The organism is Pseudogemmobacter bohemicus, from assembly GCF_003290025.1.
Classification (GTDB): Bacteria; Pseudomonadota; Alphaproteobacteria; order Rhodobacterales; family Rhodobacteraceae; genus Pseudogemmobacter; species Pseudogemmobacter bohemicus.
Window position 1 is genome coordinate 1605583 of sequence record NZ_QNHG01000001.1, and the last position, 21984, is coordinate 1627566.

The following is a 21984-nucleotide window of genomic DNA, read 5'->3' on the forward strand; positions in this document are numbered from 1 at the left end:
TCTGATCGACACCGGCGCCGAAGGCGATCTGGTGCTGATCAACGATGCTGTGGGCGACCCGGCTCAGCATGCGCTCCTGCTCGAGTTTGACAGCGTCCATGGCCGCTGGGCAACACCGGTAGGCCACGACAAGGACGGCCTCACCCTGAAGGGTCGGCACGTCCGCCTCACCTCGGCCAAGCGCATCGAAGATGTGCCCTTGGCTGAGATGGGCGTCGATCTGGTGATCGACTGCACCGGCGTCTTCAAGACCGCCGAAAAGATCGCGCCGTATTTCGCGGCAGGGGTCAAAAAGGTCGTGGTTTCCGCGCCGGTCAAGTCGGAAGAGGCGGTGAATGTGGTCTACGGGGTGAACCACGACCGTTATGACCCTGCCGAGCATGCGATCATCACCGCGGCCAGCTGCACCACGAACTGCCTCGCGCCGGTGGTGAAGGTCATCCATGAGAACATCGGCATCCGCCATGGATCGATCACCACGATCCATGACGTGACCAACACCCAGACCATCGTCGACAGGCCCGCCAAGGACATGCGCCGCGCCCGCTCGGCGCTGATGAACCTGATCCCGACCACTACGGGCTCGGCCACGGCCATCACGATGATCTACCCGGAACTGAAGGGGCGGCTGAACGGCCACGCGGTCCGCGTGCCGCTGCTCAATGCCTCGCTGACCGACTGCGTGTTCGAGGTCGAACGACCGACAACGGCGGAAGAGGTGAACGGGCTGTTCGCCGCCGCGGCGGAGGGCGAGCTGAAGGGGATCCTCGGGTATGAAACCCGTCCCCTTGTCTCGACCGACTATCTGAACGACCCCCGCTCCTCCATCATCGATGCCCCGTCGACCATGGTGGTGAACGGCACCCAGGTGAAGGTCTATGCCTGGTATGACAACGAATGGGGCTATGCCTGTCGCCTGGCGGACGTTACCCGTCTGGTTGCACGGTCGCTGTGATGGCCGAGAGCGCGATCTCCAACCCGCTTCGGGCCTATGCGGCGGTCACCGCCGCCTATTGGGCCTTCATGCTCTCCGATGGCGCGCTTCGGATGCTGGTGCTGTTGCATTTCAACAGCCTCGGGTTCTCGCCCATCCAGCTTGCCTATCTGTTCCTGCTCTACGAGATGGCCGGGATCATCACCAATCTTTGCGTCGGCTGGATCGCCGCCCGGTTCGGCCTGGCCGCAACGCTCTATGGCGGGCTCGCCCTCCAGATTGCTGCCCTGGCCGCGCTGACCCAGCTCGATCCATCCTGGAGCGTTGCCGCATCGGTGGCCTTCGTCATGGCTGTCCAGGGCGCGAGTGGCGTCGCGAAGGACCTGGCCAAGATGTCCTCGAAGTCGGCGGTCAAGCTGCTCGCGCCATCCGGTGAAGGCGGGCTCTTCCGCTGGGTCGCCATTCTCACCGGCTCGAAGAATGCGGTGAAGGGCGCCGGGTTCTTCCTCGGCGCGGCGCTCCTTGGCCTTGCCGGCTTCGCGGTGGCCATCTGGTCCATGGCGGCCGTCCTGGCGGTGATCCTGATCGCCACGGCCATTTTCCTGCCGAAGGGCCTGCCAGTCGGTAAGAAAGGCACGAAATTCAGCAGCGTGTGGTCGCGCGATCCGCTGATCAACCGCCTCAGCCTGGCGCGGATGTTCCTGTTCGGGGCCCGCGATGTCTGGTTCGTGGTCGGCATCCCGATCTACTTCCAGGCCGTGCTGTCCGATGGCACCGCGGAGGGGCGGCGCGAGGCCTTCTTCCTGATCGGGGGCTTCATGGCACTGTGGATCATCGCCTATGGCGCGGTCCAGGGCTTCGCCCCGAAGATCGTCAGGTCCGCGACCGACCCGAAACGCGCCGCGATCCGGTGGGCCGGGCTGCTGGTGCCGATCCCCTTTGCCCTGGCGGCGCTCGCCTTCCTCTCGCCGGCTCCGGCGATCTGGCTGACGGCCTCGATCGTCACCGGACTGCTGATCTTCGGCTTCGTTTTCGCCGTCAACAGCGCGGTCCATTCCTACCTGATCCTCGCTTTCTCGAAGAATGAGCGGGTCACCATGGATGTGGGCTTCTACTACATGGCCAATGCGGCGGGCCGTCTTCTCGGAACGCTGCTTTCTGGCCTGAGCTACCAGTTCGGCGGCCTGCCGCTCTGCCTCGCGACCTCGGGCGTGATGGCACTGGCCAGCTGGCTCGCCATCCAACGACTGAAGCCGGACGCGACACCCGGCCTCGAAACCACCTCTTCCGCCAAATCTGCCTAGGAGAAAGCGCCGCATCGCTCTGAGGCGTCGGACCCGACTTTCCTGGTAGCTCCGGCGGCTTGGGTGAAGATGGCCGCGAACGATCCATCTGCTCACTCGAATAATACGTTCAAGACACCCAACGGCTGTGAAGATATCGTGGCCTATCTTCGCGGAATTGTGAGATAGGTTCGGGCGAGCTTGGGAGGGTATACCCGCCTGGGTGTCAGACGAGTTTTAGCGCTCCTCGCTACCCGGAGAGGACGCATCCGGCAGGCAGACCCTTCCCGCACAGCAGTCTTCCATTAGAAATCGCAGCAGGCCGTTCAGGGCATCGAACTCGGCGGTGTAGAGGATCGACCGGCTTTCTCGGCGCGAGGACACCAGGCCCGCACGCTCCAGCTCTTTCATATGGAAGCTGACATTCGATGCGGTGACCCCGGCTTGTTCGGCGATCAGGCCCGCAGCCAAACCTTCCGGCCCCGCGACGACCAGCATCCGCAGGATGCGCAGGCGGGTTTCCTGAGACAGGGCCCCGAAGGACAAGAGCGCTTGACGTTCATCCATTATTTGACGATCCTAGAAGTGTCGAATCAATAGGTATCGCAAATGACGGTCCAAAGCAACATCGGCGCGCCGACCGGCGCGGCCGACCCGCAAGATATCACCATCGGCGAGCTTCTCGAGGCCCTCCGCAACGTCGAGGATCGGCCCTTGGTCTTCACCTATGACGGCCAGGAGGTGCGACCCGGTTACCACGTCACCGAGGTGAAGGCCGGGCAGTTTCGCGCGCTGGATTGCGGCGGAAACCCGGAGGCCTGGACGGAGATCTTCGTCCAGCTCTGGGACGTCAATGAGGATCGGGCGCATATGCCCGCAGGACTTTTCACCAGGATCATCGGCAAGGTTATCGATCATGTGTCTCTCGACCCACAGGCGAAACTGACCTTCGAGGTCAGTGACGCGGTGAGGCCGATGCAACTGCATCGCGCGGCTTACCCCAGCCTCGCGGACGACCGCGTGATCGTTGCGCTGTCACCGCGCCCGGCAAGCTGCAAACCACGCGACCGCTGGCTTGATGACCAGAAGGCCGCTTCGGCCTGCTGCGCACCCGTGGCGAAACAGAGCTGCTGCGGGTGATGTGGGAATGGACGTCATCATCTACCACAATCCGGAATGTGGCACCTCCCGGAACACGCTCGGGCTGATCCGCAATGCCGGTATCGAGCCGCATGTGATCGAATATCTGAAGACCCCGCCGTCGCGGATCATGCTGGAGAGCCTGGTGGCGCGGATGGGCATCCCGCTTCGCGCGCTGCTGCGTGAGAAAGGCACGCCATATGCAGAGCTGGGTCTTGGCGACCCGGCGATGACGGAGGCGCAGATCCTCGATGCGATGCTCGAACATCCGATCCTGATTAACCGTCCCATCGTGGTGAGCCCCAAGGGGGTGCGTCTCTGCCGCCCCTCCGAGGCGGTGCTGGATCTCTTGCCGCCCCAGCTGGGCGCATTCTCGAAAGAAGACGGCGAGCCGGTGGTCGATGCGAATGGAAATCGCGTCCTGCCGGAAGCGCCCTGAACGGAGTTCATCCCTTATGACGTCCCCTCAACCGACCAGACGGCTGTCCTTTCTGGACCGCTGGCTGACGCTCTGGATCTTTGCGGCCATGGCGATTGGCATCGCCCTGGGCACTGTATGGCCGGGGCTGCCGGTCGCACTCAACGACCTTTCGATCGGCACGACCAATATCCCGATCGCCATCGGCCTGATCCTGATGATGTATCCGCCCCTGGCAAAGGTCAGGTATGAGGAGTTGCCGCGGGTGTTCCAGGATCGCCGGGTGCTGATCCTGTCGCTGATCCAGAATTGGATCATCGGTCCGGTCCTGATGTTCGTTCTCGCCGTCATCTTCCTGCACGATCAGCCGGAATACATGACCGGACTGATCCTGATCGGGCTGGCACGCTGCATCGCCATGGTGCTGGTCTGGAACCAGCTCGCCCGGGGCGACGGCCAGTATGTGGCGGCGCTGGTCGCCTTCAACTCGGTGTTCCAGATCCTGTTCTTCTCGGCCTACGCCTGGTTTTTCCTGTCGGTCCTGCCGCCGCTGTTCGGGCTGGAGGGAAGCGTGATCGACGTGAGCTTCTGGACGATCACGGAGGCGGTGCTGATCTATCTTGGAATCCCGTTCCTCGCCGGTTTCCTGACCCGCCGGATCCTCGTCGCGCACAAAGGCGAGGCCTGGTATGAAACCGCCTTCCTGCCGCGCATCGGCCCGATCACCCTGGCGGCGCTTCTGTTTACCATCGTGGCGATGTTCAGCCTGAAAGGCGGCGATGTCGTCGCGCTGCCGACGGATGCTCTTCGCATCGCCGTGCCGCTGGCGCTCTACTTCATCATCCAGTTCCTGGTCAGCTTCGCCATGGGCCGGATGATCCAGGCGGATTATCCGCGCACCACCGCCATCGCCTTCACGGCGGCCGGGAACAACTTCGAGCTGGCCATCGCGGTGGCCATCGCCGCCTTCGGCCTCGCCTCGCCCGTAGCCTTTGCCGCGGTGATCGGCCCCTTGGTCGAAGTGCCCGCGCTGATCCTGCTGGTCCATGTCGCCCTGCGGCTCGGGCGGCGCTGGTTCCCGGACGCGCCTCCGGCTGAGGAGGTCCGCGCATGACCGATCTGCCGAACCTGACTGATGCCGTTCAGCTGCCGTCACTAGCGGACCTGACCGGCCCCGCATCCGGCCACCCGCCCCGCATTCTGCTCCTCTATGGCTCGCTGCGGGAACGGTCCTACAGCCGCTTTCTCACCCAGGAAGCGGAACGGCTGCTCCGGCACTTTGGCTGCGAGACACGGGTGTTCGACCCTAAAGGGCTGCCCTTGCCGGATGAGACCGATGCCGATCACCCGAAGGTGCAGGAGCTGCGCGAGCTTTGCCTCTGGTCCGAGGGCCAGGTCTGGACAAGCCCGGAACGCCACGGCGCGATGACCGGCGTCATGAAAAGCCAGATCGACTGGATTCCGCTGTCCATGGGTGCGGTCCGCCCGACCCAAGGCCGGACACTGGCGGTCATGCAGGTCTCGGGCGGCAGCCAGAGCTTCAATGCGGTCAATCAGATGCGCATCTTGGGGCGCTGGATGCGGATGCTGACCATCCCGAACCAGTCCTCCGTCGCCAAGGCCTATGAGGAGTTCGACGCGGCAGGAAGGATGCGGCAATCGCCCTATTACGACCGGGTGGTCGACGTGATGGAAGAGCTGGTGAAGTTCACCCTTCTGACCCGGGACATCTCCGGGCACCTCACCGACCGCTACAGCGAACGCAAAGAGGCGGCGGCCAAATTGCACCATCGCCTCAACCTCGGGGCCGCGACGTGAGGCAAGCCCCAATCGTGGCCGCCCTGGGCGTCACGCAGATCATCGGCTACGGGTCGATCTATTACGCCTATCCTATCCTCGCGCCCGCGATTGCGGCCGAGTTCGGCGTGCAGGAGCCGGTCCTATTCGGCATCCTCTCCGCGGGCCTTCTCCTCGGCGGGCTGGCCTCTCCGGTGCTCGGGCGTCAGATCGACCGGTTCGGCGGGGCGCAGGTCATGTGCGCGGGCAGCCTGGCGATGGCGCTGCTGAGCCTGCTCATCGCCGGATCCCCGAACATCTATGTGTTCGGGGGCCTGACACTTCTGATCGAGCTCCTTAGCTTTGCGGTCCTCTATGACGCGGCGTTTTCCGTCCTGGCGCAGAAGAGGCCCAATGACACGCGGCGCGCGATCACCAATCTGACCCTGATCGCAGGCTTCGCCTCGACGATCTTCTGGCCGGTATCGGGCTGGCTTGTCACAGAGATCGGCTGGCAGGGAGCTTACCTCGTCTTTGCGGCACTTCACCTGTTCCTGGCCGTGCCCTTGCACGGCTGGATCTCCGCGGCGCCACGTTCGGCCGAGAAGGCTGCGGTTGAAGAGCAGAGGCCGAAACCAGACGAGAGATACATCCCTCTTAAGGGCCGAACCGCGCGGCGCGCCTTCATCCTTCTTGGGATCGCCTTTGGGCTGACAGGCATGGCGATCTCGGCCCTGGGTGTCCACCTTGTCCTCGCCCTGCAATCTCTCGGCCTCGGAAGCTCATCCTACCTGATTGCCATGCTGATGGGGCCGGCACAGGTCGCCATTCGGGTGGTGGATGCCACCCTGTGGCGCAACCAGCATCCGCTCCTCGTCGCCATCGTGTCCAGTGCGGCCATCCCGGCGGCGCTCGCCCTCCTGCTGCTACCGGGGCCGGCAATGATACTGGCCGTTTGCTTCGCGATCAGCTTCGGTGCGGGTCAGGGCCTGTCGAGCATCGTGCGCGGCGCGGTGCCGGTGGCGTTGTTCGGGTCAGAGGGAACAGGGCAGAGGCTGGGCCGCCTAGCCGCTATCCGCAGCGTGTTGGGTGCCTCTGCCCCGTTTCTATTTTCCTGGATTGCCTCAGCATCCTCGATGCCGTTTGCTATCGGCATCGTAATGACGGTGGGCCTGTGCGGCCTTGGAGCGCTGGTATGGCTTTATCGTGAGCTTCGGCTGGCAGAGAAGTATGGTGCAAGGTGAAATAACGAAGAGTGGCAGAGCATCCACTTGGTCGGCTTTGTTGCAAAAATCGGTCGTTGTTGAGATGTGCTCCTTTTCCGCTTTGTAATTAGGCTACGCGTTTGATCTCGGCGGTGCCGAGTGCATTGAAGCGGTTCATGAGTGCTACGCGGGTCTGGACTTCAGCTGTCTGGCGATCCGGATCACGTGATGCGATACGTTCCCCGAATGCCTTGAGACACTTCATCTTTGCCTCTATCCGACTTCGGGCATGATCTCCGGACCAGCGTTTCCAGGCTGCCCGCCCTATGCGTTGTACAGCCTTGAGGGTCTCGTGGGCGGGACAGCTCTCCCTCCATAGTCGGCCGCTCTTGCGGATGGGTATGACCGCTGTGCCGCCGCGCTCCAGGATCGCGGTGTCGCATCCCCTTGTGTCAAAGGCACCGTCGTAGATCCAACCGTGCGCGAGTCATATCGCTATGCCCGCAGTTCATGACTTCTCGATCCGCCGCAGGTCAGCGACGAGTTAGACATCATTTCTGTATGATGGGAACAGCTACAGCCCGAAACGCCCTCAGTTTCGCAGGCCAAGCGCTTTCAGCCAAGCATCGACCTGACCGAAGGCATCTCGCTGCCATTGATCCGCATCTCGGCCACCCAGTATCTGGCTGTCCTCCACAAAGCGACGAACGCTGGTGGGACCAAAGCCTTCAATGGCGTCAAACTTTCCGTCGATGTAGCGGTATCCTGTAACTGCGCTGATGTGCTCCACCAACGGCCTGCACGCGGCGGCTAAGGCGTCTACACCCTCGGGATAGTTACGGATGCAGTAGTATATGTCGTAGGCGTCCTTCTGCTTAAGGCGGTTCTGCAGCGCATGCCCTTTCATCGCGAGCAAAGCAGGCACCGAACAAACCGCCAGCTCAACGGTGTTGCGACCGCCGTTAGGCATGGTGCCATCAATCGAGACCAGTTCGTGAAAACGAATGGCCAAATCTGCTCCGTCGGCTCGCTGCACAGCAAAGTCTGCGATGATCGGCGGATTATTCTTCACGACCTCTGCGTCGCGCGGCATCAGAAAATCAACTACGACATCAATTCCAGGACCGTCGTCACGAGCCGAAACGGTCCGGACGAGCTGAAACCTTCTGAAGCCAGCTCGCTGACTGTAACCTTGCGCCATTAGCGCTTCGACCAGCGTGGCGTATTCACCGTCCCCCAATGCTTCTGCGTCGAGGCTCAGATCGACGTCAAGCGTGCCGACATGAGGCATTTCCTCGTTTTCGAGCAAGAGCCAGGGAACCGCACCCCCGATAACCGCAAACTTTCCACGGAAACTTCCGAGCACCTGGCCTATTTCTATCAAAACGCTTTTGACTGCCTCGGTGGTGCGGTCATCATAGTCGTTGGCAGATTGCGGGTCTTGCGGCATTACTACCAACTCAATTTCTCCTGCCGCAAATGTTCAGCAGCCTCTTTACCTCTTTCACCGCTAGCAGACAAATCGAGATAGGTCTGGACCGCACCCGTACAACGGATGCCTTCCGCAGGCATAATCGTATCTCGGAACAGGCCATCGTCCTTCAAGACCGTGATCGCCACATTTTCTCCCTTGGCTGTGCGCTCGAGCCCCAGTTCCGCGACGAGACGCTCGAGCCCATCATTGTCACAATAGAAAAACTGCGTGGAATGCCGCCCGAACGGAGCGATCCACTGTGCCGCTGAAAACGACGCAAGAACGACTGTGCCGCCTTTCGCTCGCGCGCCAACTACTTTCCCGATGGCTTGTTGCAATGCGCTCCCATGGAGTGGCGTATAGAATCGCAGGCGCTTGCCCATCGGAGGCTCGTAATCTTCAGCCCAAGCATCCAACAATTGATCAGGTTCCGAAATAGCGAGGCCACCGTCCACAACACTGGCCCACTCTCTCGCCAGCAGCGCATTCCGGACATTGCTCACATGCCCGATGCTGACCCCTGCCGCCTCTGAGATATCCGTGACCCGCCATGGGCGCGCAGGATCCTGCAGCATGACACGAAGAACCTGCGACGCCTTTGGCTTGAATAACGACTTCATTTCACGTGCCTCTGCCGCCGGAGAACCAGCAGCTTCGCGCTCGATGAAGGTATTCCCAAAGATCAGTCGAGCATTGCCATGCAAGTCGACATAGCTGACGTCATCATCGACACAGAGCTTTCGGGCTTGTGGCGACAGGTAGGGCGCTATCAGAACTGAGACCCATTGGGAGTTGTTGTGCTGACGGTACTCGTCCATTTCGTGCAGAGCTGCCCGCACATGGCGGGGCTGTCCGTTGGAAGTTATCTCGCAGACGAGCGTCCAGTCTTGACCTCCAGCTGTAATGTCGACCACCAGATCCAGCCTGTGATCCCTGTCGACATGCATCTCGAGTGTGTGGCTATGAATGTTGAGCCTGGGCACACGATCCAACAGGCTCAGCAGGGCCGCCTGAGCTTGCTCTCCAAGTCCTATCACTGGTCGACCACCTTTCAGCATTCGCTGAAACTATGCCAACCAGTGAAAGTTGGCAAGATATTTCATCGAAATCCTTCATTTCAGCACACGTTGAAAACCTCAACATCGCTGAAATTTCCCGATGCCTTGCCAGATCGACATGTTCGGCCAAACGCCTAGCCGCCCTGAAACTCTTGGCAATCCAATGCCGGCAGGAACGGACAGACCCTCGTAGCCTACTCTGCGTCTTCCCCCGTAGCCTCGCGCTCCTCTCCGAAGACCGGCATGTCAGAAATGCCACCGCCGTCCTTTTGCAGCAGGCCCGCATCCTCGAGCGCCTCCATGTCCGGCAGATCGCGCAAGGTGTCCAACCCGAAATGCTCTAGGAAACCCGCCGTCGTCACATATGTATAGGGGGCACCCGGCTCGGGACTGCGGGGACCACGGGCAATGAACCCGTTGCGATGCAGGCGGCCGATCACGTCCCGGCTGACCTCTCGCCCCACCATCCGGGAAATCTCGCCACGGGTCACCGGCTGCAGATAGGCGATCGCTGTCAGCACGAGACCCTCGGTCGGAGAGAGTGGCCGCGTCTCATCAAGGCTACCACGCACGGCCCGGATTGCATCTGAGAACCTGGCGCGCGTGCGGAACTGCCAGCCGCCGGCGACCCGGGCTATCTCGTAGGGCCGGTCGTTCAACTCGCTGGAGATGTCCTCGATCAGGAGATCGATGCTGCACTCGCGCCCGACAATCCCGGCCAATGCTTCGCGCCCGACGGGATCGGCTGAGGCGAAGAGGACGGCTTCAATCCGACCCATCCAAGTTCGCCAGCGCAGTGCTTGCGGCAAATCCGCGAGCTCCGTGTCGAGAGCAATCCCTTCCGCGCGCGCCATGGTCAGAGCCCGAACAACCGGAAGCCGGGACGGCCGCTCAGTTCGCGCACCGCACCCTCCGACATCAACCGTTCGAACAATCGCCTGCTCGCCCAACGGGACATCTTCGCCGAACTCCAGGAGCCAGATACCGCATCATCGCCACGTAGCAGAGCCAGTACCTCGCCAGCGCCTTTGGCCCGAAGTTTCGGCTCGATCTGATCCAGGCGCTGCGCGATCACGGCCATCCCGGCAGCCAGCCGACAAGCCTCGGCCGCACCACTCGCCGCCGCAAGAAGGATCGCACGCTCGAAACCATCACCGCCCGGCCGGGACCGCCCCCTCCCGGGACCAAAACGCATGAAAGAAGCATGAATCTGGTTCGCGAGAACCGGGACCGGCAACGACCATCGCATCCGCATCGAAAGTGCGAGATCGGCGGCCCACCATGCCAAAGCCTCCGCATCCGCCTGCCGCGCCACGATGGCAGTCGCTACCCTGGCAGCCGTGACCGGGGCTGGCGCCTGGAAGCCCAGAAGTTCCGTGAGCACCTCGGGAAGATCTCCGAGCGCTTCCGTCCATCTGACGCCGAGCAACCCGGCGGCGCTCCGCAACCGCTCTTCGTCGAAGGACGCCGAACGTCGGCACACCCGCCGCCAGGCTAGCAGTACATTTCCTGCCGGTCCGGGCTCGCTTCCGGACGGTTGCAGGCACCAGCCATCCCGTAACGCATTTTCGTCTTCCCGACGCCCCAGCAACCGAACCGTTGCAGCCGCCGCTTTGAGCGCCAGACGATGCCGCCATGCCCCACTCCAGGAGGTCTCGCTGCGCACAAGATTATCCAGTGCGGACAAGGCGCTACCTGCCATAAAGGAGGCTTCGACATCCGACGAGACCGCGGCCCTCGGTACCGCCCAGGCAGGAACTTGGTAAGCGGCGCAATGGTGTCCCGATGCCGGTTCAATCTTCTTGTTCATAGCCCCGGAAGCTAGCGCGCATGTGCGCTTTATGCCAGTATTATTGCGAATTACCGCACCACATGTCTGGGTGTGTATATGTCCAATAATGTTGAATTATCGGATGTTTCTCCGCCTTAACAGGAGAAACACATGCAAAAACAACTACTTAGCAAAGCACTTGTGGCAATCGTGCCCATGGTGCTTGGCTTTCTCGGTGGAACCCTTTCCGCCTTCTATCCGGCGCACTTCAACGCCCTCTGCGCGGGAGCCTTCTGATGGGTGTGCCTGCTCATTTCCAGCTTATCTCGCTGGAACCCCGCGCCTCCCGCCTCTCGGTTCTTGCGGAGGCGCAAGAGCCTGTGTCGTCCTATAAGGATGCACTCTGGCGGCTGTTCGAAATCCGCCCCTCTGAGGGCGGCATGCTCTCTCAGAACATCACGTTTGAGCTGGACCCCATCGCGGGCCGCATGGTCACGCCGATATATGCCGAGCTCACGGTGGTTTACGTCCCCGTCGAGGCCCTGGAAGCGCTCAAAAACCCCGATGGCGACTATCCCGGCATCACTGAGGTTGTCAGGCAGAAGTTCCTTTCTGGCAATCCGCTCTTCGGCATTGAGGCTGAAAACGAGATTTCCAAACGCTGCCGCATCAATCCGCGCTCCATCGCCGGGCAAAAGCGCGTCTCTGAGATGATCAGTCTCGGGCATAACGCGGCTGTCAACTTCCTGCGGACCCGGAAATATGTCAAAGCGACAAAGCTGCTCGCGGCCTCGACCGCGATCACTCCGGCGCTGATCAGCCGCACCTCGCTTGAATTGCTGAACGGCGTTCTTGATCCCGACGACCGGATCAACGGCGAGGTGCAACTGAGCCTTCCGACTGTGCAATTACCCGTGCGGAATCTCGTTGCCGGTCAATCTGCGTCCAGTCCCGTCCATAACGTTGTTGCTAACGGTATTCTTCCCGCTGCGGTGAGTATCCCAAACCGGCCGCTTGCGGCGCGATCTGTTGGCGCTGGTGCCATTGAGCCTATCTTTGTCCAGCTTGATGCGATCGCTGCTGGCGGCATCTCGCTTGTCGATCTCTACAATGCTGAGAAAAAAGACAGTCTCGTTCGCGTCCTGCGCGGGATTGTCGATAACAACCCTGAATATGGCGAGGAAATTGCCGTGCGCTATGCGCATGGTATGTCCGTTGATAGCGGATACTTGCCTTTCATCCTCTCGGAACAGCGCGTCCAGTTCGGTCGTAACCTCGTCGGCGCCACTGACTCGAACGGTGTTCAGGAAAACGTCCGGCGCTCCGATATGGCCGCGACCATCAACGTGATGGTGCCGGTTCCGAAAACCGAATTGGGCGGCGTGATCATCACCTTCGCCTCGCTCAAGCCGGATGAAACCATCGCCTCGCAGCCGCATCCCTTCCTGTCTGACAATTGGGGGCCGGACAACTTCCTCGCCGATGAATTGGCGCTTGATCCTGTTCCGGTCAGCCCCGGCACCACCGGTCAGGAGATCATTGCCAACGCCTCAACTCAGAACTTCATTAGCGGCGCCGCCGAGAAGCGTGTCACTACCGCTCCCGCCAAAGAAGGCGGTCTTCCCATTGAGGCCGGAGAGCGGTTGCCCCCCGAGGGTCCGATGATCGTATTGCCAAGCGCGTTTCCAGTCCCGGCAATGTCGGACGTGCCGGTGTGGGTCAGGTTCTCGACACTATCGCCCAGCGTCCATGCGTCCGAGCTCCGCACCAGGGGGCGGTGGCTGTGACGCTTCCTTTCGTTGTCAGTCTTTTCTTCTTGACACCATGTTGTGTACCGCGCCAGCTCTTGTGTCATTTCTTTTAAATACTGATAATATTGTATTATTTTATTTTCATGCGCCGTGCCGGACACGCCACCCGCGAAGCAGACTGTTCGTCGCGGGAAGGGCGGCGATGCAGAACGGTCCGGACCTCTTGCGGCAAAGGCTGAATACCCCCCCTCTTCGTGCGGCTTTGGTTGGCTGCGCGAAGAGGGGGGCGGTTCAGGCCTGTGCCGCCACAGGGCTCTCAGCATAGCGGTTGCGCAGCGCAAGCAGGCGAAGCGCGTTGAACACCACGATCAGCGTCGAGCCTTCGTGAACCGCCACGGCCGCGCCGATGCTCATACCCATGATCGTTGCGGGCACGAGCACCGCCACAATGCCCAAAGACAGGATCGTGTTCTGCAAGATGATCGAGCGGGTCTTGCGGCTGAGATCGACCGCAAAGGGCAGATGCGCCAGATTGTCGGCCATCAGGGCCACATCCGCCGTCTCCAGTGCCACATCCGAGCCCGCCGCCCCCATGGCGATGCCCACGGTCGCGCTGGCCATGGCGGGGGCGTCATTCACGCCATCGCCGACCATCGCCACCTTTTCATTGGCGCGCAATTTCTTGATCGCCTCGACCTTGTCTTCGGGCATCAGATCGCCCCAGGCCTCGGTCAGGCCGACATCTTTGGCGATGGCATCGGCCACCTTCTGGTTGTCGCCCGAAATCATGATCATCCGGGTGATGCCGATGTCCTTCAGCTTCAGCAGCGCCTGTTTCGCGGCCTCGCGCGGGGTATCCATCAGGCCGATCACGCCCATGTCACGCCCGCCCTGGCGCACGACCATCGTGGTGCGCCCGGCCTCACGCAATTGCGCGACGGCGGTCGTCATCTCCTGGCCAAGTGCCGGAATGCCATCGGTGCCGAACATCTCGGCTTTGCCAATCCAGACCGTCTCGCCGCCGATCGTGGCATAGACGCCGCGCCCGGTCAGGCTCTTCAAATCGCCCGCCGCCGGAATCCCGGCGCCGTTCAGCCGTGCGGTGCCATCGGTGACGATGGCCTGGGCCAGCGGGTGATCGCTCAGCGCTTCAACCGCGACGGTGACGCGCAGCAGCTCATCTTCGCTGACGCCCGAGGCGGTCACAACATCGGTGATGCGCGGCTTGCCCTCGGTCAGGGTGCCGGTTTTGTCAAAAGCGATGGCCGTCAGCGAGCCGAGGTTTTCCAAAGGCGCACCGCCCTTGACCAGAACACCGCCACGCGCTGCGCGGGCCACACCCGACAGCACCGCGCTCGGGGTGGCAATGGCGAGGGCGCAGGGGCTTGCGGCCACCAGAACCGCCATCGAGCGGTAGAAGCTGTCGCGGAACGGCTCGTCGATGACCACAAAGGCGAACAACAGCACGAAGGCCAGGATCAGCACCGCCGGCACGAAAATCCGCTCGAATTTTTCGGTAAAGCGCTGCGTGGGCGACTTCTGCGTTTCCGCCTCGCTGACCATCTTGACGACTTTGGCCAGGGCCGATTCCGTCGAACGGCGTGTAACCTCGATCTCGATGGCGCCAGAGCCGTTGATCGTGCCGGCAAAAACGCGCGACTCAGCAAGGACGGAATTCGGGCGCGCCCGCGCGAGCGCAGGGTCAGCCACCGGGGCCTTGTCGACGGGAATGCTTTCGCCCGTCACCGGTGCCTGGTTGATGGCGCTGTTGCCAAGGATGACGAAACCGTCGGCGGACAGCCTTTCGTTCGGCCGCACGATCACGGTATCGCCGATCTCCAGCTCTTCGACCGGGATTTCGCTGGTCACGCCATCACGGCGCACCCTTGCTGTTGGTGGCGCAAGCTCGGCCAGGGCCTCGATGGCCTTTTTGGCACGGCCCATCGCATAATGCTCAAGCGCATGGCCAAGGCTGAAGAGAAACAGCAGCAGCGCGCCTTCGGCGAATGCGCCAAGCGCCGCCGCACCAGCCGCCGCCACCAGCATCAGCGTGTCGATCTCGAACTTCTTCTGGCGCAGATTGTCGATGGCTTCGCGCAGGGTGAAGAAGCCACCGAAGAAATAGGCCAGCAGGAACAGTGCGGTCGGCAGCCAGCCGGGGGCCGCTCCGACAAAATTATCGATCAACACGCCGATGATGAGCGCCGCGCCGCTTGCAAGGGCAAAGATCATCTCGGTGTTCGGGCCAAGGAAATTGGCATGTGAATGGTCATGGCCGTCGCCCGGCCCATGCTTTTCACCCGAAGGCCCGTGATTATGGCCGGCGTGATCCCCCCTGGAATGATCATGGCCCGCGTGGTTGTGTTTGGAATGGTCGGCGCCAGGGCGGTGGCCCGGTGATGCTGGATCTTTGGATGTCATTCGTGTTCGCCTTATATGTGCAGCGCCTCGGCAAACCACAGCGCGCAGGGTGCGTTGTGGTCAAATTCATTCGTCAGCAAGCCTGTCGCATTCGCCCTGACGCAGATCACGCCGGACATCGCCTGCACATCTTTGGCAATGGTGCGGACGCGCCGCTCCTGCTTGAGGCAGCCCCTGCGCCCGCACCGTGCTGGCGCTGCCCGCGCCACGGCGGCGATCTGCGAAAACAGGACGGTTATATCCAGGCGCAATTCTGTCATAACAGTTCCATCGCTGGTGTGCGGCCCAATGCGGAGTCGTAACGTGCTGACGATACCATCATGGCGGACCCAATATGGCGTTGGTAGAGCAATCTTTGTCCTCTTCACAAATTGAAGAGATCTCACCCTCTGGCCGTGCCACCACATAAAACGCAGCTATGGGCTGATCGCGAAGAGCCGGTCGATATTCTGCTGCAAGCTTTGGCCAGCCGTCAAAGAACGTCAGTCGCCGCCCCGTTCTCAAGATCGCGCCATTTTGCGCCATCGGGTCAAGCATAACAGCGACGCCTCAGGTCCGGTCGCCGGCCCTGAACCTTGTCTCGATCGCCGTGACAGGCGTGGCGTCATGGATCACGCGGCGGCGGGTCGGGCGGTGGAGCCAGGCGTGGAAGCCGGCCCAGGAAACGCCGGCTCGCAGCAGAGCCAACTGGCCTCCGGCCTCTGCCAGAATTCCCATGGCCCCTCTTCTCAAATTTCTGTGATGAAACGCAGTGGCCCTAAACCTATAGCTGCTATAGGTTTTATATTTCATTCAGAGTGTCCGGGCATCCCTGCCCTCGCCATACAACGCCACCACAACAGAGGTCTCGCCATGAACGAACGCACCGTCGTATTGCAACAGCCCGGCCAGGGGCTTCTTTGCCCTTCCTGCCGGGTAAACCTGGTGATGAGCGAACGCCTGGGCATCGAGATCGACTATTGCCCCAACTGTCGCGGGGTATGGCTGGACCGGGGCGAGCTGGACAAGATCATCGAGCGCAGCCTTGGCGAGCTGGCGGTGCAACCGCAGGCCAGGCCCGAGCCGCTTCGCGATCCCGGCCCCGCACGGCGTGACAGCTATTACGAAGACCAGGAGTATCGGTCCGGTTACTCCGGCAACCGCCACGGCGGGCACCACGGCAGCAGCCACGGTGGGCATCACGGCGGGCATCGCGGCGGCCACGGTTCATTCCTGCGCCGGTTGTTCGACTGACCTGGCAAACAAGAGAGGCAACGATGTCACATAAAGGTTATCGCAAGGGTGGCTCACACGGCGGGCGCCGTGATTACCCCAGCCCGCGCCCCTATGACGATGGATATAACAATATGGGCAACGGCCGGGATCCCTATCGGTCCGATCCCTATGACACCGCGCCCGCCGCAGGGCGCCGCGCCTCAAGCGGTATCATACTTGTTGTGATGATGGTCGGTATTGTGGTGTGGTCGCTGCTGGCCTGGGTGGGCTATTCCCTCGCCGATCCGCTGCTGGCCTGGCTGGGCGCGGCGGTCCTTGGGGTTGCCGAAGGCGGTCGAGGCCTGGCTGTGGCCGTCGGCGGGCAGCCGGCCGGGGCGGCGATGGATATGGTCAATGCCGGTGGCCTTGCGGCGCAGGCAATGGCCTTGCTGCAGCTTCTGGTCAAACCGGCCATCGTGTTGATCTGGCTGTTGGGGATTGTGGCCCTGTTGGCCCTGCCCTTCCTGCTGCCACTGGCCCGGCGCCTGGCCTCACGATTCCGCTAACGGACCAGGCCAAAGGTCTGATGCCCTGGTTTGACAGGCCCATCCCTTCTTGGGTCCTGTTGACAAAAGGGCTGCCCTTGTCGCCGCCCCATGCGTGGCAAGCTCGTCTCTGCCTGCGAAACGAGCTTGCCACGCAACCTGATATCCGACGAGGACTGGCCCCTTCCTCAAGGGCCACATTCCTGCGCCGTCCGGCATCCGAACGGGCGCGCCATGGCTTGCGCTCCCCGATGCGTGCAGCACGGCGCCATTGGTCTGCCGTCAGGTCCGCAGTTGGACGCTCGCGGGCATAGAGGAAGGCATTCCTGATGCCCTGAACCAGGCTGGGCTTGCGACGGAAAAGCTTCAGATGGTGGACGTCGAACAGGTCGAGCGCCGTCGGTTCAGGCGAGGCCCGTGAGGGTGATACATGCCATCATCATGCGTCGCGCGCAAAAGGGGGGCTCCGAATACGGCTTCCGACCGTGATCCGCCTCCGCGTCAACAGTGCTGGCCTCCCGATGAAAACCAGGATCACGCCAGGACAGGTTCCAACGACACCGCCACGCCCTGTCGATGACATCCATGCGAAAAGCACCGTAAGCTGCGCAAGACTGTCGACAGAAACATCCATACCCTGTGCACCATAATCAAGCGCGGCTTCAACAGGCTCAGGAACCGTCATCCCATGGCAGCCGATACGACAAGACCGCCGACAGCATCAGATGATAGTTTCGCCATGTGTCAACATAAGCCAAGAATGAAAGCAGGGCATTATCGGACGCCGATTTGCCTCGCTGGTCAAGGAACAGTGATCTAGCTGTTAGGCCCAACCCCGTGCCGTCTGGATTTCCCGCCCGATCTGAACGCGCAGGCGATCTGGCACACCGCAACCGCGCGCGACTTCGTCCCATTGATCCAAGGCCCCATCCACCGCCTCAATGATCGCGTTGCGGCGGGTGAGTTTGATCCCGGCAATCCGCGCGACCTCGGAGATCGCTTTGATTCCCGGTCTGCGCCCCTCGCCCGCGACCGCCAGCGAATGCTCGCCCCCCGGCCCATCCGAGAACGAGACATCATAGGCGGGGGCAAGCGACCAGCAACCCGCAGCATCCATCAAATAGGCATGGTTGCGCACATGGTCGTCGCGGTTGAACGCGCGGATATTGAAGACCATGCGGCGGAAGACCTCTTCTACCTCGGTCATGCCGCCACCAATGGCGCGGGCGATCTTGATCAGGTCCACATAATCAACCGCGCCATGCACCATGCCGATATCAAGCATCCCGGCCACTGTTGCCATATGCAGCCGCCCCTGCCCCGGCCTGTCAAACCGCACGGTCGCGAAAAAAGCCTCGGTCGCACCCGTAAGTGCGAACATCGGGCTGGTCGCGATCCCGGCGCCTTGCATAAGCTGGCCGTAAGCAACCTCGGCCTCGACAACGCCATGCGGATCTGAAGACGCCCGCCCCTTGATCAACACATGCCGCCAGCCCGCGCTACGCTCTGCACGGTGATCGCGGAGGCTATGCATGTCCTGATATAATTGCGCCACAAATTTGGGGCGTGCGCCCTGACTGCCGCCAGAGATGACCCGCAGACGCGACAGATCTTCCGCTGACGCCCCTGCCCCCACCTGCGGAATGATTTCCTCGAACCAGGCCAAATCAATCGCGCCGATCGGCTCGCGACCCGTATCAGGCTGATAAGTCAAGGCACCTGCCCCGTGACGGCCCACATATGCCAGACGTTCCAGATCGCCGATCTCGGCCCGGCTGATGCCGCGCGCCTCCATCTCGCGGTCGAGCAGCAGCCGTCCCCAGCCATCGGGGAGACTATCTTCAAATAGCCCCGGCAGCGTGGCACCGCGGGCCTTGTTGGCGGGCAGCAGACGGTCATAGCTCAGACCGCGCAAGGGGCTTAAGTTCAGCGGACGGGCCGCGAAATCCTTATTCCATTCGAAAACAGCCGTGCGGCTGGCCCCATCTCGGCCAAGCTGACCAAGCGGCACCGGATCGGCGCCCGCCCCAAAATCTAGCTGCACGTTCAGTCGCATCATTCAGCTTTCACCCTGGAAACGCGCTTGCGGACCTGCCGAACGGCAAGCTCATCAAGTGAGTTTGCCGTTGGCAGCGGAAACAGGTCCGAGAACGCAACCAAGGCACCCAGCGATTCCGCCACGGCCAAAACTGTCGCGAGTGTGGCAGGCCCGCCAGCCTCGAACCGGCGCAGGGTAGCAATGGCCACACCCGACCTCGCGCTGAGATCTTCCTGGGTTATGTTCAGCGCAATCCGGCGCACTCGCGCAGCGGCTGCCACATCGGCCTGCATCTCAGCAGCGGTTTTAAGATGTGTCAGATAGCTCATCCTTGCCTCCTCTCGCTGAACGCGACTGCGAAGCGCCCATTTGACAGGATTATAGAGATGGCGTATTTATAAATCAAATATGATCTTCCAGGCGCAAATTTTGCGCTTAAAATATCATATTTGATCAGTTTTACTTGCAAACATTCAATCGCCTGGAAGGAACCTGCGCCGCGCTCGCAGTTCAGGTTCCTTCCGTGGCTGCCAGCCGAATAACATCATAGATCAAACGGGCTAAACGGGTTTTCCAGCGCAGGGCGTCAAGCATACTATGCAACATCGCCTCCATGGTGTTTTTGCCCCGAACTTCCCCAAGATCTAGAAACTGCTTGATCGAATCTGTTTGTCGGGGCAATAGTCTCGAAAAATAACGCGCGATGCATAAAAAATCGTGACCACGATTGGGCAGTGATAATGAGCGAGACGGAAAAAGACCTCGACGTCGCCATCGGCCACTACGCGGAACTTCTCGCGTCAAACCTTCATGCGCAACGCGCAGCACATTTCCCGCCAGACGCGAAGAAGACCATGCGCCACCTGAGCAGTGGCGAGGCCGCCGAGCTTCTCGGGGTCGATCATACCTACCTGCGCAAGCTGCATCGCGACGGCAAAATCCCGGATGTTGAACTGACGGCCGGCAGCCATAGGCGCTACTCGCTCGAGGATATCTGGGAAGTCCGCAAGAGTCTCGATGCCGGAGCCAGAAAACCTGGAACATACCTGCCCGGCCGCCGCGACGGCGACGAGCTTCAGGTGATCTCCGTGGTGAATTTCAAAGGCGGATCCGGCAAAACCACCACTTCGGCCCATCTCGCGCAGCGCCTCGCGCTTAAAGGCTACCGGGTGCTTGCGATCGACCTCGATCCCCAGGCCTCATTCTCGGCCCTGCACGGCATTCAGCCAGAAATCGACCTGATTGACGGCGGCACGCTTTACGATGCGGTGCGCTATGATGACCCGGTTCCGATCACCGATGTGATCCGTAAGACCTATATCAAGGGCCTCGATCTGATCCCCGGCAATCTCGAACTGATGGAGTTCGAGCATGAAACCCCCGCTGCGATCCAGCGTGGCGGCGCAAGGGCCTTCTTTGCCCGCGTTCGCGATGCCCTCGACGCGGTTGAGGCCGACTATGATGTCGTGGTCATCGACTGCCCGCCGCAGCTCGGCTTTCTGACCATGTCCGCCCTCTCGGCTTCCTCCGGGGTGCTGGTAACCGTTCACCCGCAGATGCTTGATCTGATGTCGATGTCGCAGTTTCTGCGGATGACGGCGGATCTGCTTGGCGTGATCCGGGATGCCGGCGCGAACCTGCGGTTCGATTGGCTGCGCTTCCTGCCGACGCGCTACAAGGTTGGCGATGCGCCCCAGACCGAGGTGATCGCTTTCATCCGCGGGCTTTTCGGCAGATCAGTGCTGACCAATCATATGGTTGAATCGACAGCAATTTCAGACGCAGGCCTGACGAAGCAAACTCTCTATGAGGCCGACCGCAAGGAATTCACCCGGCAAACATTCGACCGGGCCATCGAGTCGATGAATGCCGTGAACGATGAAATCGCCGTCATCGTGCAGGAAACCTGGGGGCGTCATGTCAAGAAAGCCTAAGCTCGGCCTGCCGCTGCAGACACTGCGCAATGCGCCCGATGCCCTGGAAGGGCGCCGCCTGCGTGGCGGTGTGCAAGACATCGAGACTGACCTCATTGATACCGCCGGGCGACTGCCAGACCGGCTGGCGCTGGAGGCAAGCGGTCTGGCCGAGTCAATCCGAGCCAGTGGGCAACGCGTTCCGATCCTGGTCCGGCCGATCAGTGACGGGCGCTACGGGCTGATCTACGGTCGACGCCGGCTCGAGGCCTGCCGCATCCTCGGCATCAGGGTTCGGGCCATCGTGACCGAGACGGATGACCGCCATGCCCTGCAAGACCAGCTGATCGAGAACCAGGATCGCCGTGACCTGAGTTTCATCGAGCGGGCACTTGTCGCCACCGCCCTGCTCGACGGCGACCATTTTTCCGACGGCGAGCGGACCAACCGGGCGGTGGCCGAAATTCTCGGGCTGACCGAGGCCGGCGTCTCGCAGCTGTTAAGCGTCGCGCGAACTGTCGGCGAGGGTCTGATCCTCGCAATCGGGCCTGCTCCGGGCATTGGTCGCCCGAGATGGGAAGAGCTGAAGAAGTCCCTTGCGGACTCTCAGGCTGACCCTGCGGCTTTGATCGAGGTGGCAGAGCGGGCGAGATCGCTGGATGCAACCGCGCCGGACGACCGCTCTGATGCCGCGTTTTCTGCCACGCTCGCTGCGGCGAAGAGATTGAACGCGGCGCCTTTTGGCATGAATCCGTACGTTCCAGACGGCTTGTTGACCATCGCGGGCGTCGGCACAGCGCGGATCACAACCGGCCAACGTGGCCGGCGGCTCCGGCTCGACTTCGACGCAGAGGACAAGACATTCGTCGCCTGGCTGGAGGCCCGCGCCCCCGAGCTGATCGCAGAACTTCACGAGCGTTGGCGCTCGGAAGACTGACCCCGCAAACGGGATCGGAAGACTGAGGCAGAGCAACTTAACAAGAAAAGGAGGCACGAGACAGGCATATAGAAAAAAGGCCCCGCGAAGCCGGCAAGCTTCTCGAGACCTTTTCCACGTTTCGCA

At 61.6% G+C, this 21984-nt stretch carries 24 protein-coding genes and 2 pseudogenes; 14 read left to right on the forward strand and 12 right to left on the reverse strand.

All coding sequences use genetic code 11. The annotated features are described in order from the left end of the window. Nucleotide 1: 1 nt before the first annotated feature. Together DRF71_RS07715 and arsJ are read left to right on the forward strand one after the other, a co-directional pair. Nucleotides 2–955 carry an ArsJ-associated glyceraldehyde-3-phosphate dehydrogenase gene (locus tag DRF71_RS07715; protein ID WP_232831351.1) on the forward strand — a complete coding sequence of 318 codons (954 nt, stop codon included), beginning with the start codon at nt 2–4 and terminating at the stop codon, nt 953–955. Next, on the forward strand, nt 955–2238 hold the full coding sequence (gene arsJ / locus DRF71_RS07720) for an organoarsenical effux MFS transporter ArsJ (RefSeq protein WP_112309823.1): 1284 nt from the start codon (nt 955–957) through the stop codon (nt 2236–2238). Before DRF71_RS07715 ends, arsJ begins: the two co-directional genes overlap by 1 nt. A 216-nt stretch (nt 2239–2454) precedes the next feature. On the opposite strand, the gene DRF71_RS07725 is transcribed toward arsJ, so the two are convergent. Further along, nucleotides 2455–2784, reverse strand: coding sequence for an ArsR/SmtB family transcription factor (locus tag DRF71_RS07725; RefSeq protein WP_112309824.1), 330 nt, complete (start codon nt 2782–2784; stop codon nt 2455–2457). Between the two features lie 42 nt (nt 2785–2826). On the opposite strand from DRF71_RS07725, the gene DRF71_RS07730 reads away from it, so the two are divergent. From DRF71_RS07730 to DRF71_RS07750, 5 genes are read left to right on the forward strand one after another with little or no spacing between them, the layout of a single operon-like run. Next, a complete protein-coding gene (locus DRF71_RS07730) occupies nt 2827–3357 on the forward strand; it encodes a DUF6428 family protein (RefSeq protein ID WP_112309825.1) in 531 nt (176 codons plus the stop codon). Between the two features lie 7 nt (nt 3358–3364). Continuing rightward, nucleotides 3365–3796 carry an arsenate reductase (glutaredoxin) gene (gene arsC, locus DRF71_RS07735; protein WP_112309826.1) on the forward strand — a complete coding sequence of 144 codons (432 nt, stop codon included), beginning with the start codon at nt 3365–3367 and terminating at the stop codon, nt 3794–3796. Between the two features lie 16 nt (nt 3797–3812). Beyond that, a complete protein-coding gene (arsB, locus tag DRF71_RS07740; RefSeq protein WP_112309827.1) occupies nt 3813–4889 on the forward strand; it encodes an ACR3 family arsenite efflux transporter in 1077 nt (358 codons plus the stop codon). Further along, the gene (arsH, locus tag DRF71_RS07745) at nt 4886–5593 is read left to right on the forward strand and encodes an arsenical resistance protein ArsH (RefSeq protein WP_112309828.1); all 708 of its coding nucleotides are present in this window, start codon (nt 4886–4888) and stop codon (nt 5591–5593) included. Before arsB ends, arsH begins: the two co-directional genes overlap by 4 nt. Nucleotides 5594–5607: 14 nt before the next feature. Then, entirely contained in the window at nt 5608–6795 is a 1188-nt protein-coding gene (locus DRF71_RS07750; RefSeq protein WP_157970980.1) for an MFS transporter, read from the forward strand. Between the two features lie 88 nt (nt 6796–6883). Here DRF71_RS07750 and DRF71_RS07755 read toward each other — a convergent pair. The 5 genes and pseudogenes from DRF71_RS07755 to DRF71_RS07775 form a co-directional block, all read right to left on the reverse strand. Next, a pseudogene (locus DRF71_RS07755) lies at nt 6884–7222 on the reverse strand (transposase); the annotation flags it as partial. Nucleotides 7223–7348: 126 nt separating this feature from the next. Then, a complete protein-coding gene (locus tag DRF71_RS07760) occupies nt 7349–8206 on the reverse strand; it encodes a nucleotidyl transferase AbiEii/AbiGii toxin family protein (protein WP_112309830.1) in 858 nt (285 codons plus the stop codon). A gap of 2 nt (nt 8207–8208) precedes the next feature. Beyond that, on the reverse strand, nt 8209–9267 hold the full coding sequence (locus DRF71_RS07765; protein ID WP_232831352.1) for a type IV toxin-antitoxin system AbiEi family antitoxin: 1059 nt from the start codon (nt 9265–9267) through the stop codon (nt 8209–8211). 215 nt (nt 9268–9482) lie between these two features. Next, nucleotides 9483–10142, reverse strand: coding sequence for an SMC-Scp complex subunit ScpB (gene scpB, locus DRF71_RS07770; RefSeq protein ID WP_112309832.1), 660 nt, complete (start codon nt 10140–10142; stop codon nt 9483–9485). Between the two features lie 2 nt (nt 10143–10144). Beyond that, the gene (locus DRF71_RS07775) at nt 10145–11098 is read right to left on the reverse strand and encodes a DUF1403 family protein (protein WP_112309833.1); all 954 of its coding nucleotides are present in this window, start codon (nt 11096–11098) and stop codon (nt 10145–10147) included. Nucleotides 11099–11230: 132 nt separating this feature from the next. Here DRF71_RS07775 and DRF71_RS29010 point away from each other — a divergent pair, with 132 nt between their 5' ends. Both DRF71_RS29010 and DRF71_RS07780 read left to right on the forward strand, forming a co-directional pair. Next, nucleotides 11231–11356, forward strand: a complete 126-nt coding sequence (locus tag DRF71_RS29010; RefSeq protein ID WP_269814343.1) for a hypothetical protein — start codon at nt 11231–11233, stop codon at nt 11354–11356. Further along, nucleotides 11356–12846: a hypothetical protein gene (locus DRF71_RS07780; protein ID WP_112309834.1), complete on the forward strand. Its 1491-nt coding sequence runs from the start codon at nt 11356–11358 to the stop codon at nt 12844–12846. The genes DRF71_RS29010 and DRF71_RS07780 overlap by 1 nt, the downstream gene beginning before the upstream one ends. Before the next feature lie 255 nt (nt 12847–13101). On the opposite strand, the gene DRF71_RS07785 is transcribed toward DRF71_RS07780, so the two are convergent. From DRF71_RS07785 to DRF71_RS27335, 4 genes are read right to left on the reverse strand one after another with little or no spacing between them, the layout of a single operon-like run. Continuing rightward, the gene (locus DRF71_RS07785; RefSeq protein WP_198672090.1) at nt 13102–15231 is read right to left on the reverse strand and encodes a heavy metal translocating P-type ATPase; all 2130 of its coding nucleotides are present in this window, start codon (nt 15229–15231) and stop codon (nt 13102–13104) included. Between the two features lie 11 nt (nt 15232–15242). Next, nucleotides 15243–15491: a hypothetical protein gene (locus DRF71_RS07790; protein WP_112309835.1), complete on the reverse strand. Its 249-nt coding sequence runs from the start codon at nt 15489–15491 to the stop codon at nt 15243–15245. A 58-nt stretch (nt 15492–15549) separates the two neighbouring features. Beyond that, nucleotides 15550–15768 (reverse strand): hypothetical protein, encoded by a 219-nt coding sequence (locus DRF71_RS27330; RefSeq protein ID WP_157970981.1) that lies wholly within the window; start codon nt 15766–15768, stop codon nt 15550–15552. A 12-nt stretch (nt 15769–15780) separates the two neighbouring features. Next, nucleotides 15781–15948 carry a hypothetical protein gene (locus DRF71_RS27335; RefSeq protein WP_157970982.1) on the reverse strand — a complete coding sequence of 56 codons (168 nt, stop codon included), beginning with the start codon at nt 15946–15948 and terminating at the stop codon, nt 15781–15783. A 135-nt stretch (nt 15949–16083) separates the two neighbouring features. On the opposite strand from DRF71_RS27335, the gene DRF71_RS07795 reads away from it, so the two are divergent. The 3 genes and pseudogenes from DRF71_RS07795 (at nt 16084) to DRF71_RS27945 (ending at nt 17699) form a co-directional block, all read left to right on the forward strand. Next, nucleotides 16084–16464 (forward strand): TFIIB-type zinc ribbon-containing protein, encoded by a 381-nt coding sequence (locus tag DRF71_RS07795; RefSeq protein WP_112309836.1) that lies wholly within the window; start codon nt 16084–16086, stop codon nt 16462–16464. A 23-nt stretch (nt 16465–16487) separates the two neighbouring features. Next, complete coding sequence (locus tag DRF71_RS27940; protein WP_198672091.1) at nt 16488–16991, forward strand: hypothetical protein; 504 nt, start codon at nt 16488–16490, stop codon at nt 16989–16991. Between the two features lie 90 nt (nt 16992–17081). Then, nucleotides 17082–17699, forward strand: a pseudogene (locus tag DRF71_RS27945) (hypothetical protein). Between the two features lie 94 nt (nt 17700–17793). Here the strand turns inward: DRF71_RS27945 and DRF71_RS07810 are convergent. Together DRF71_RS07810 and DRF71_RS07815 are read right to left on the reverse strand one after the other, a co-directional pair. Beyond that, nucleotides 17794–19029, reverse strand: a complete 1236-nt coding sequence (locus tag DRF71_RS07810) for a type II toxin-antitoxin system HipA family toxin (protein ID WP_198672092.1) — start codon at nt 19027–19029, stop codon at nt 17794–17796. Next, the gene (locus DRF71_RS07815; RefSeq protein ID WP_112309837.1) at nt 19026–19337 is read right to left on the reverse strand and encodes a helix-turn-helix domain-containing protein; all 312 of its coding nucleotides are present in this window, start codon (nt 19335–19337) and stop codon (nt 19026–19028) included. The genes DRF71_RS07810 and DRF71_RS07815 overlap by 4 nt, the downstream gene beginning before the upstream one ends. 411 nt (nt 19338–19748) lie before the next feature. Here DRF71_RS07815 and repA point away from each other — a divergent pair, with 411 nt between their 5' ends. Both repA and repB read left to right on the forward strand, forming a co-directional pair. Beyond that, nucleotides 19749–20942 carry a plasmid partitioning protein RepA gene (gene repA, locus DRF71_RS07820; protein WP_112309838.1) on the forward strand — a complete coding sequence of 398 codons (1194 nt, stop codon included), beginning with the start codon at nt 19749–19751 and terminating at the stop codon, nt 20940–20942. Further along, a complete protein-coding gene (gene repB / locus DRF71_RS07825) occupies nt 20926–21858 on the forward strand; it encodes a plasmid partitioning protein RepB (protein ID WP_112309839.1) in 933 nt (310 codons plus the stop codon). The genes repA and repB overlap by 17 nt, the downstream gene beginning before the upstream one ends. The last annotated feature ends 126 nt before the right edge of the window (nt 21859–21984 follow it).

What these genes read in the sequence shown, in the direction of transcription:
- arsH (WP_112309828.1), top strand. Translation starts at nt 4,886, where the DNA reads ATGACCGATCTGCCGAACCTGACTGATGCCGTTCAGCTGCCGTCACTA.
- DRF71_RS07775 (WP_112309833.1), bottom strand. Translation starts at nt 11,098, where the DNA reads ATGAACAAGAAGATTGAACCGGCATCGGGACACCATTGCGCCGCTTAC.
- DRF71_RS07725 (WP_112309824.1), bottom strand. Translation starts at nt 2,784, where the DNA reads ATGGATGAACGTCAAGCGCTCTTGTCCTTCGGGGCCCTGTCTCAGGAA.
- scpB (WP_112309832.1), bottom strand. Translation starts at nt 10,142, where the DNA reads ATGGCGCGCGCGGAAGGGATTGCTCTCGACACGGAGCTCGCGGATTTG.
- DRF71_RS27330 (WP_157970981.1), bottom strand. Translation starts at nt 15,768, where the DNA reads ATGCTTGACCCGATGGCGCAAAATGGCGCGATCTTGAGAACGGGGCGG.
- DRF71_RS07785 (WP_198672090.1), bottom strand. Translation starts at nt 15,231, where the DNA reads ATGACATCCAAAGATCCAGCATCACCGGGCCACCGCCCTGGCGCCGAC.
- arsJ (WP_112309823.1), top strand. Translation starts at nt 955, where the DNA reads ATGGCCGAGAGCGCGATCTCCAACCCGCTTCGGGCCTATGCGGCGGTC.
- arsB (WP_112309827.1), top strand. Translation starts at nt 3,813, where the DNA reads ATGACGTCCCCTCAACCGACCAGACGGCTGTCCTTTCTGGACCGCTGG.
- DRF71_RS07790 (WP_112309835.1), bottom strand. Translation starts at nt 15,491, where the DNA reads ATGACAGAATTGCGCCTGGATATAACCGTCCTGTTTTCGCAGATCGCC.
- repB (WP_112309839.1), top strand. Translation starts at nt 20,926, where the DNA reads ATGTCAAGAAAGCCTAAGCTCGGCCTGCCGCTGCAGACACTGCGCAAT.
- repA (WP_112309838.1), top strand. Translation starts at nt 19,749, where the DNA reads ATGAGCGAGACGGAAAAAGACCTCGACGTCGCCATCGGCCACTACGCG.
- DRF71_RS07815 (WP_112309837.1), bottom strand. Translation starts at nt 19,337, where the DNA reads ATGAGCTATCTGACACATCTTAAAACCGCTGCTGAGATGCAGGCCGAT.
- DRF71_RS29010 (WP_269814343.1), top strand. Translation starts at nt 11,231, where the DNA reads ATGCAAAAACAACTACTTAGCAAAGCACTTGTGGCAATCGTGCCCATG.
- DRF71_RS07730 (WP_112309825.1), top strand. Translation starts at nt 2,827, where the DNA reads ATGACGGTCCAAAGCAACATCGGCGCGCCGACCGGCGCGGCCGACCCG.
- DRF71_RS27940 (WP_198672091.1), top strand. Translation starts at nt 16,488, where the DNA reads ATGTCACATAAAGGTTATCGCAAGGGTGGCTCACACGGCGGGCGCCGT.
- DRF71_RS07780 (WP_112309834.1), top strand. Translation starts at nt 11,356, where the DNA reads ATGGGTGTGCCTGCTCATTTCCAGCTTATCTCGCTGGAACCCCGCGCC.
- DRF71_RS07810 (WP_198672092.1), bottom strand. Translation starts at nt 19,029, where the DNA reads ATGATGCGACTGAACGTGCAGCTAGATTTTGGGGCGGGCGCCGATCCG.
- DRF71_RS07795 (WP_112309836.1), top strand. Translation starts at nt 16,084, where the DNA reads ATGAACGAACGCACCGTCGTATTGCAACAGCCCGGCCAGGGGCTTCTT.
- arsC (WP_112309826.1), top strand. Translation starts at nt 3,365, where the DNA reads ATGGACGTCATCATCTACCACAATCCGGAATGTGGCACCTCCCGGAAC.
- DRF71_RS07760 (WP_112309830.1), bottom strand. Translation starts at nt 8,206, where the DNA reads ATGCCGCAAGACCCGCAATCTGCCAACGACTATGATGACCGCACCACC.
- DRF71_RS27335 (WP_157970982.1), bottom strand. Translation starts at nt 15,948, where the DNA reads ATGGGAATTCTGGCAGAGGCCGGAGGCCAGTTGGCTCTGCTGCGAGCC.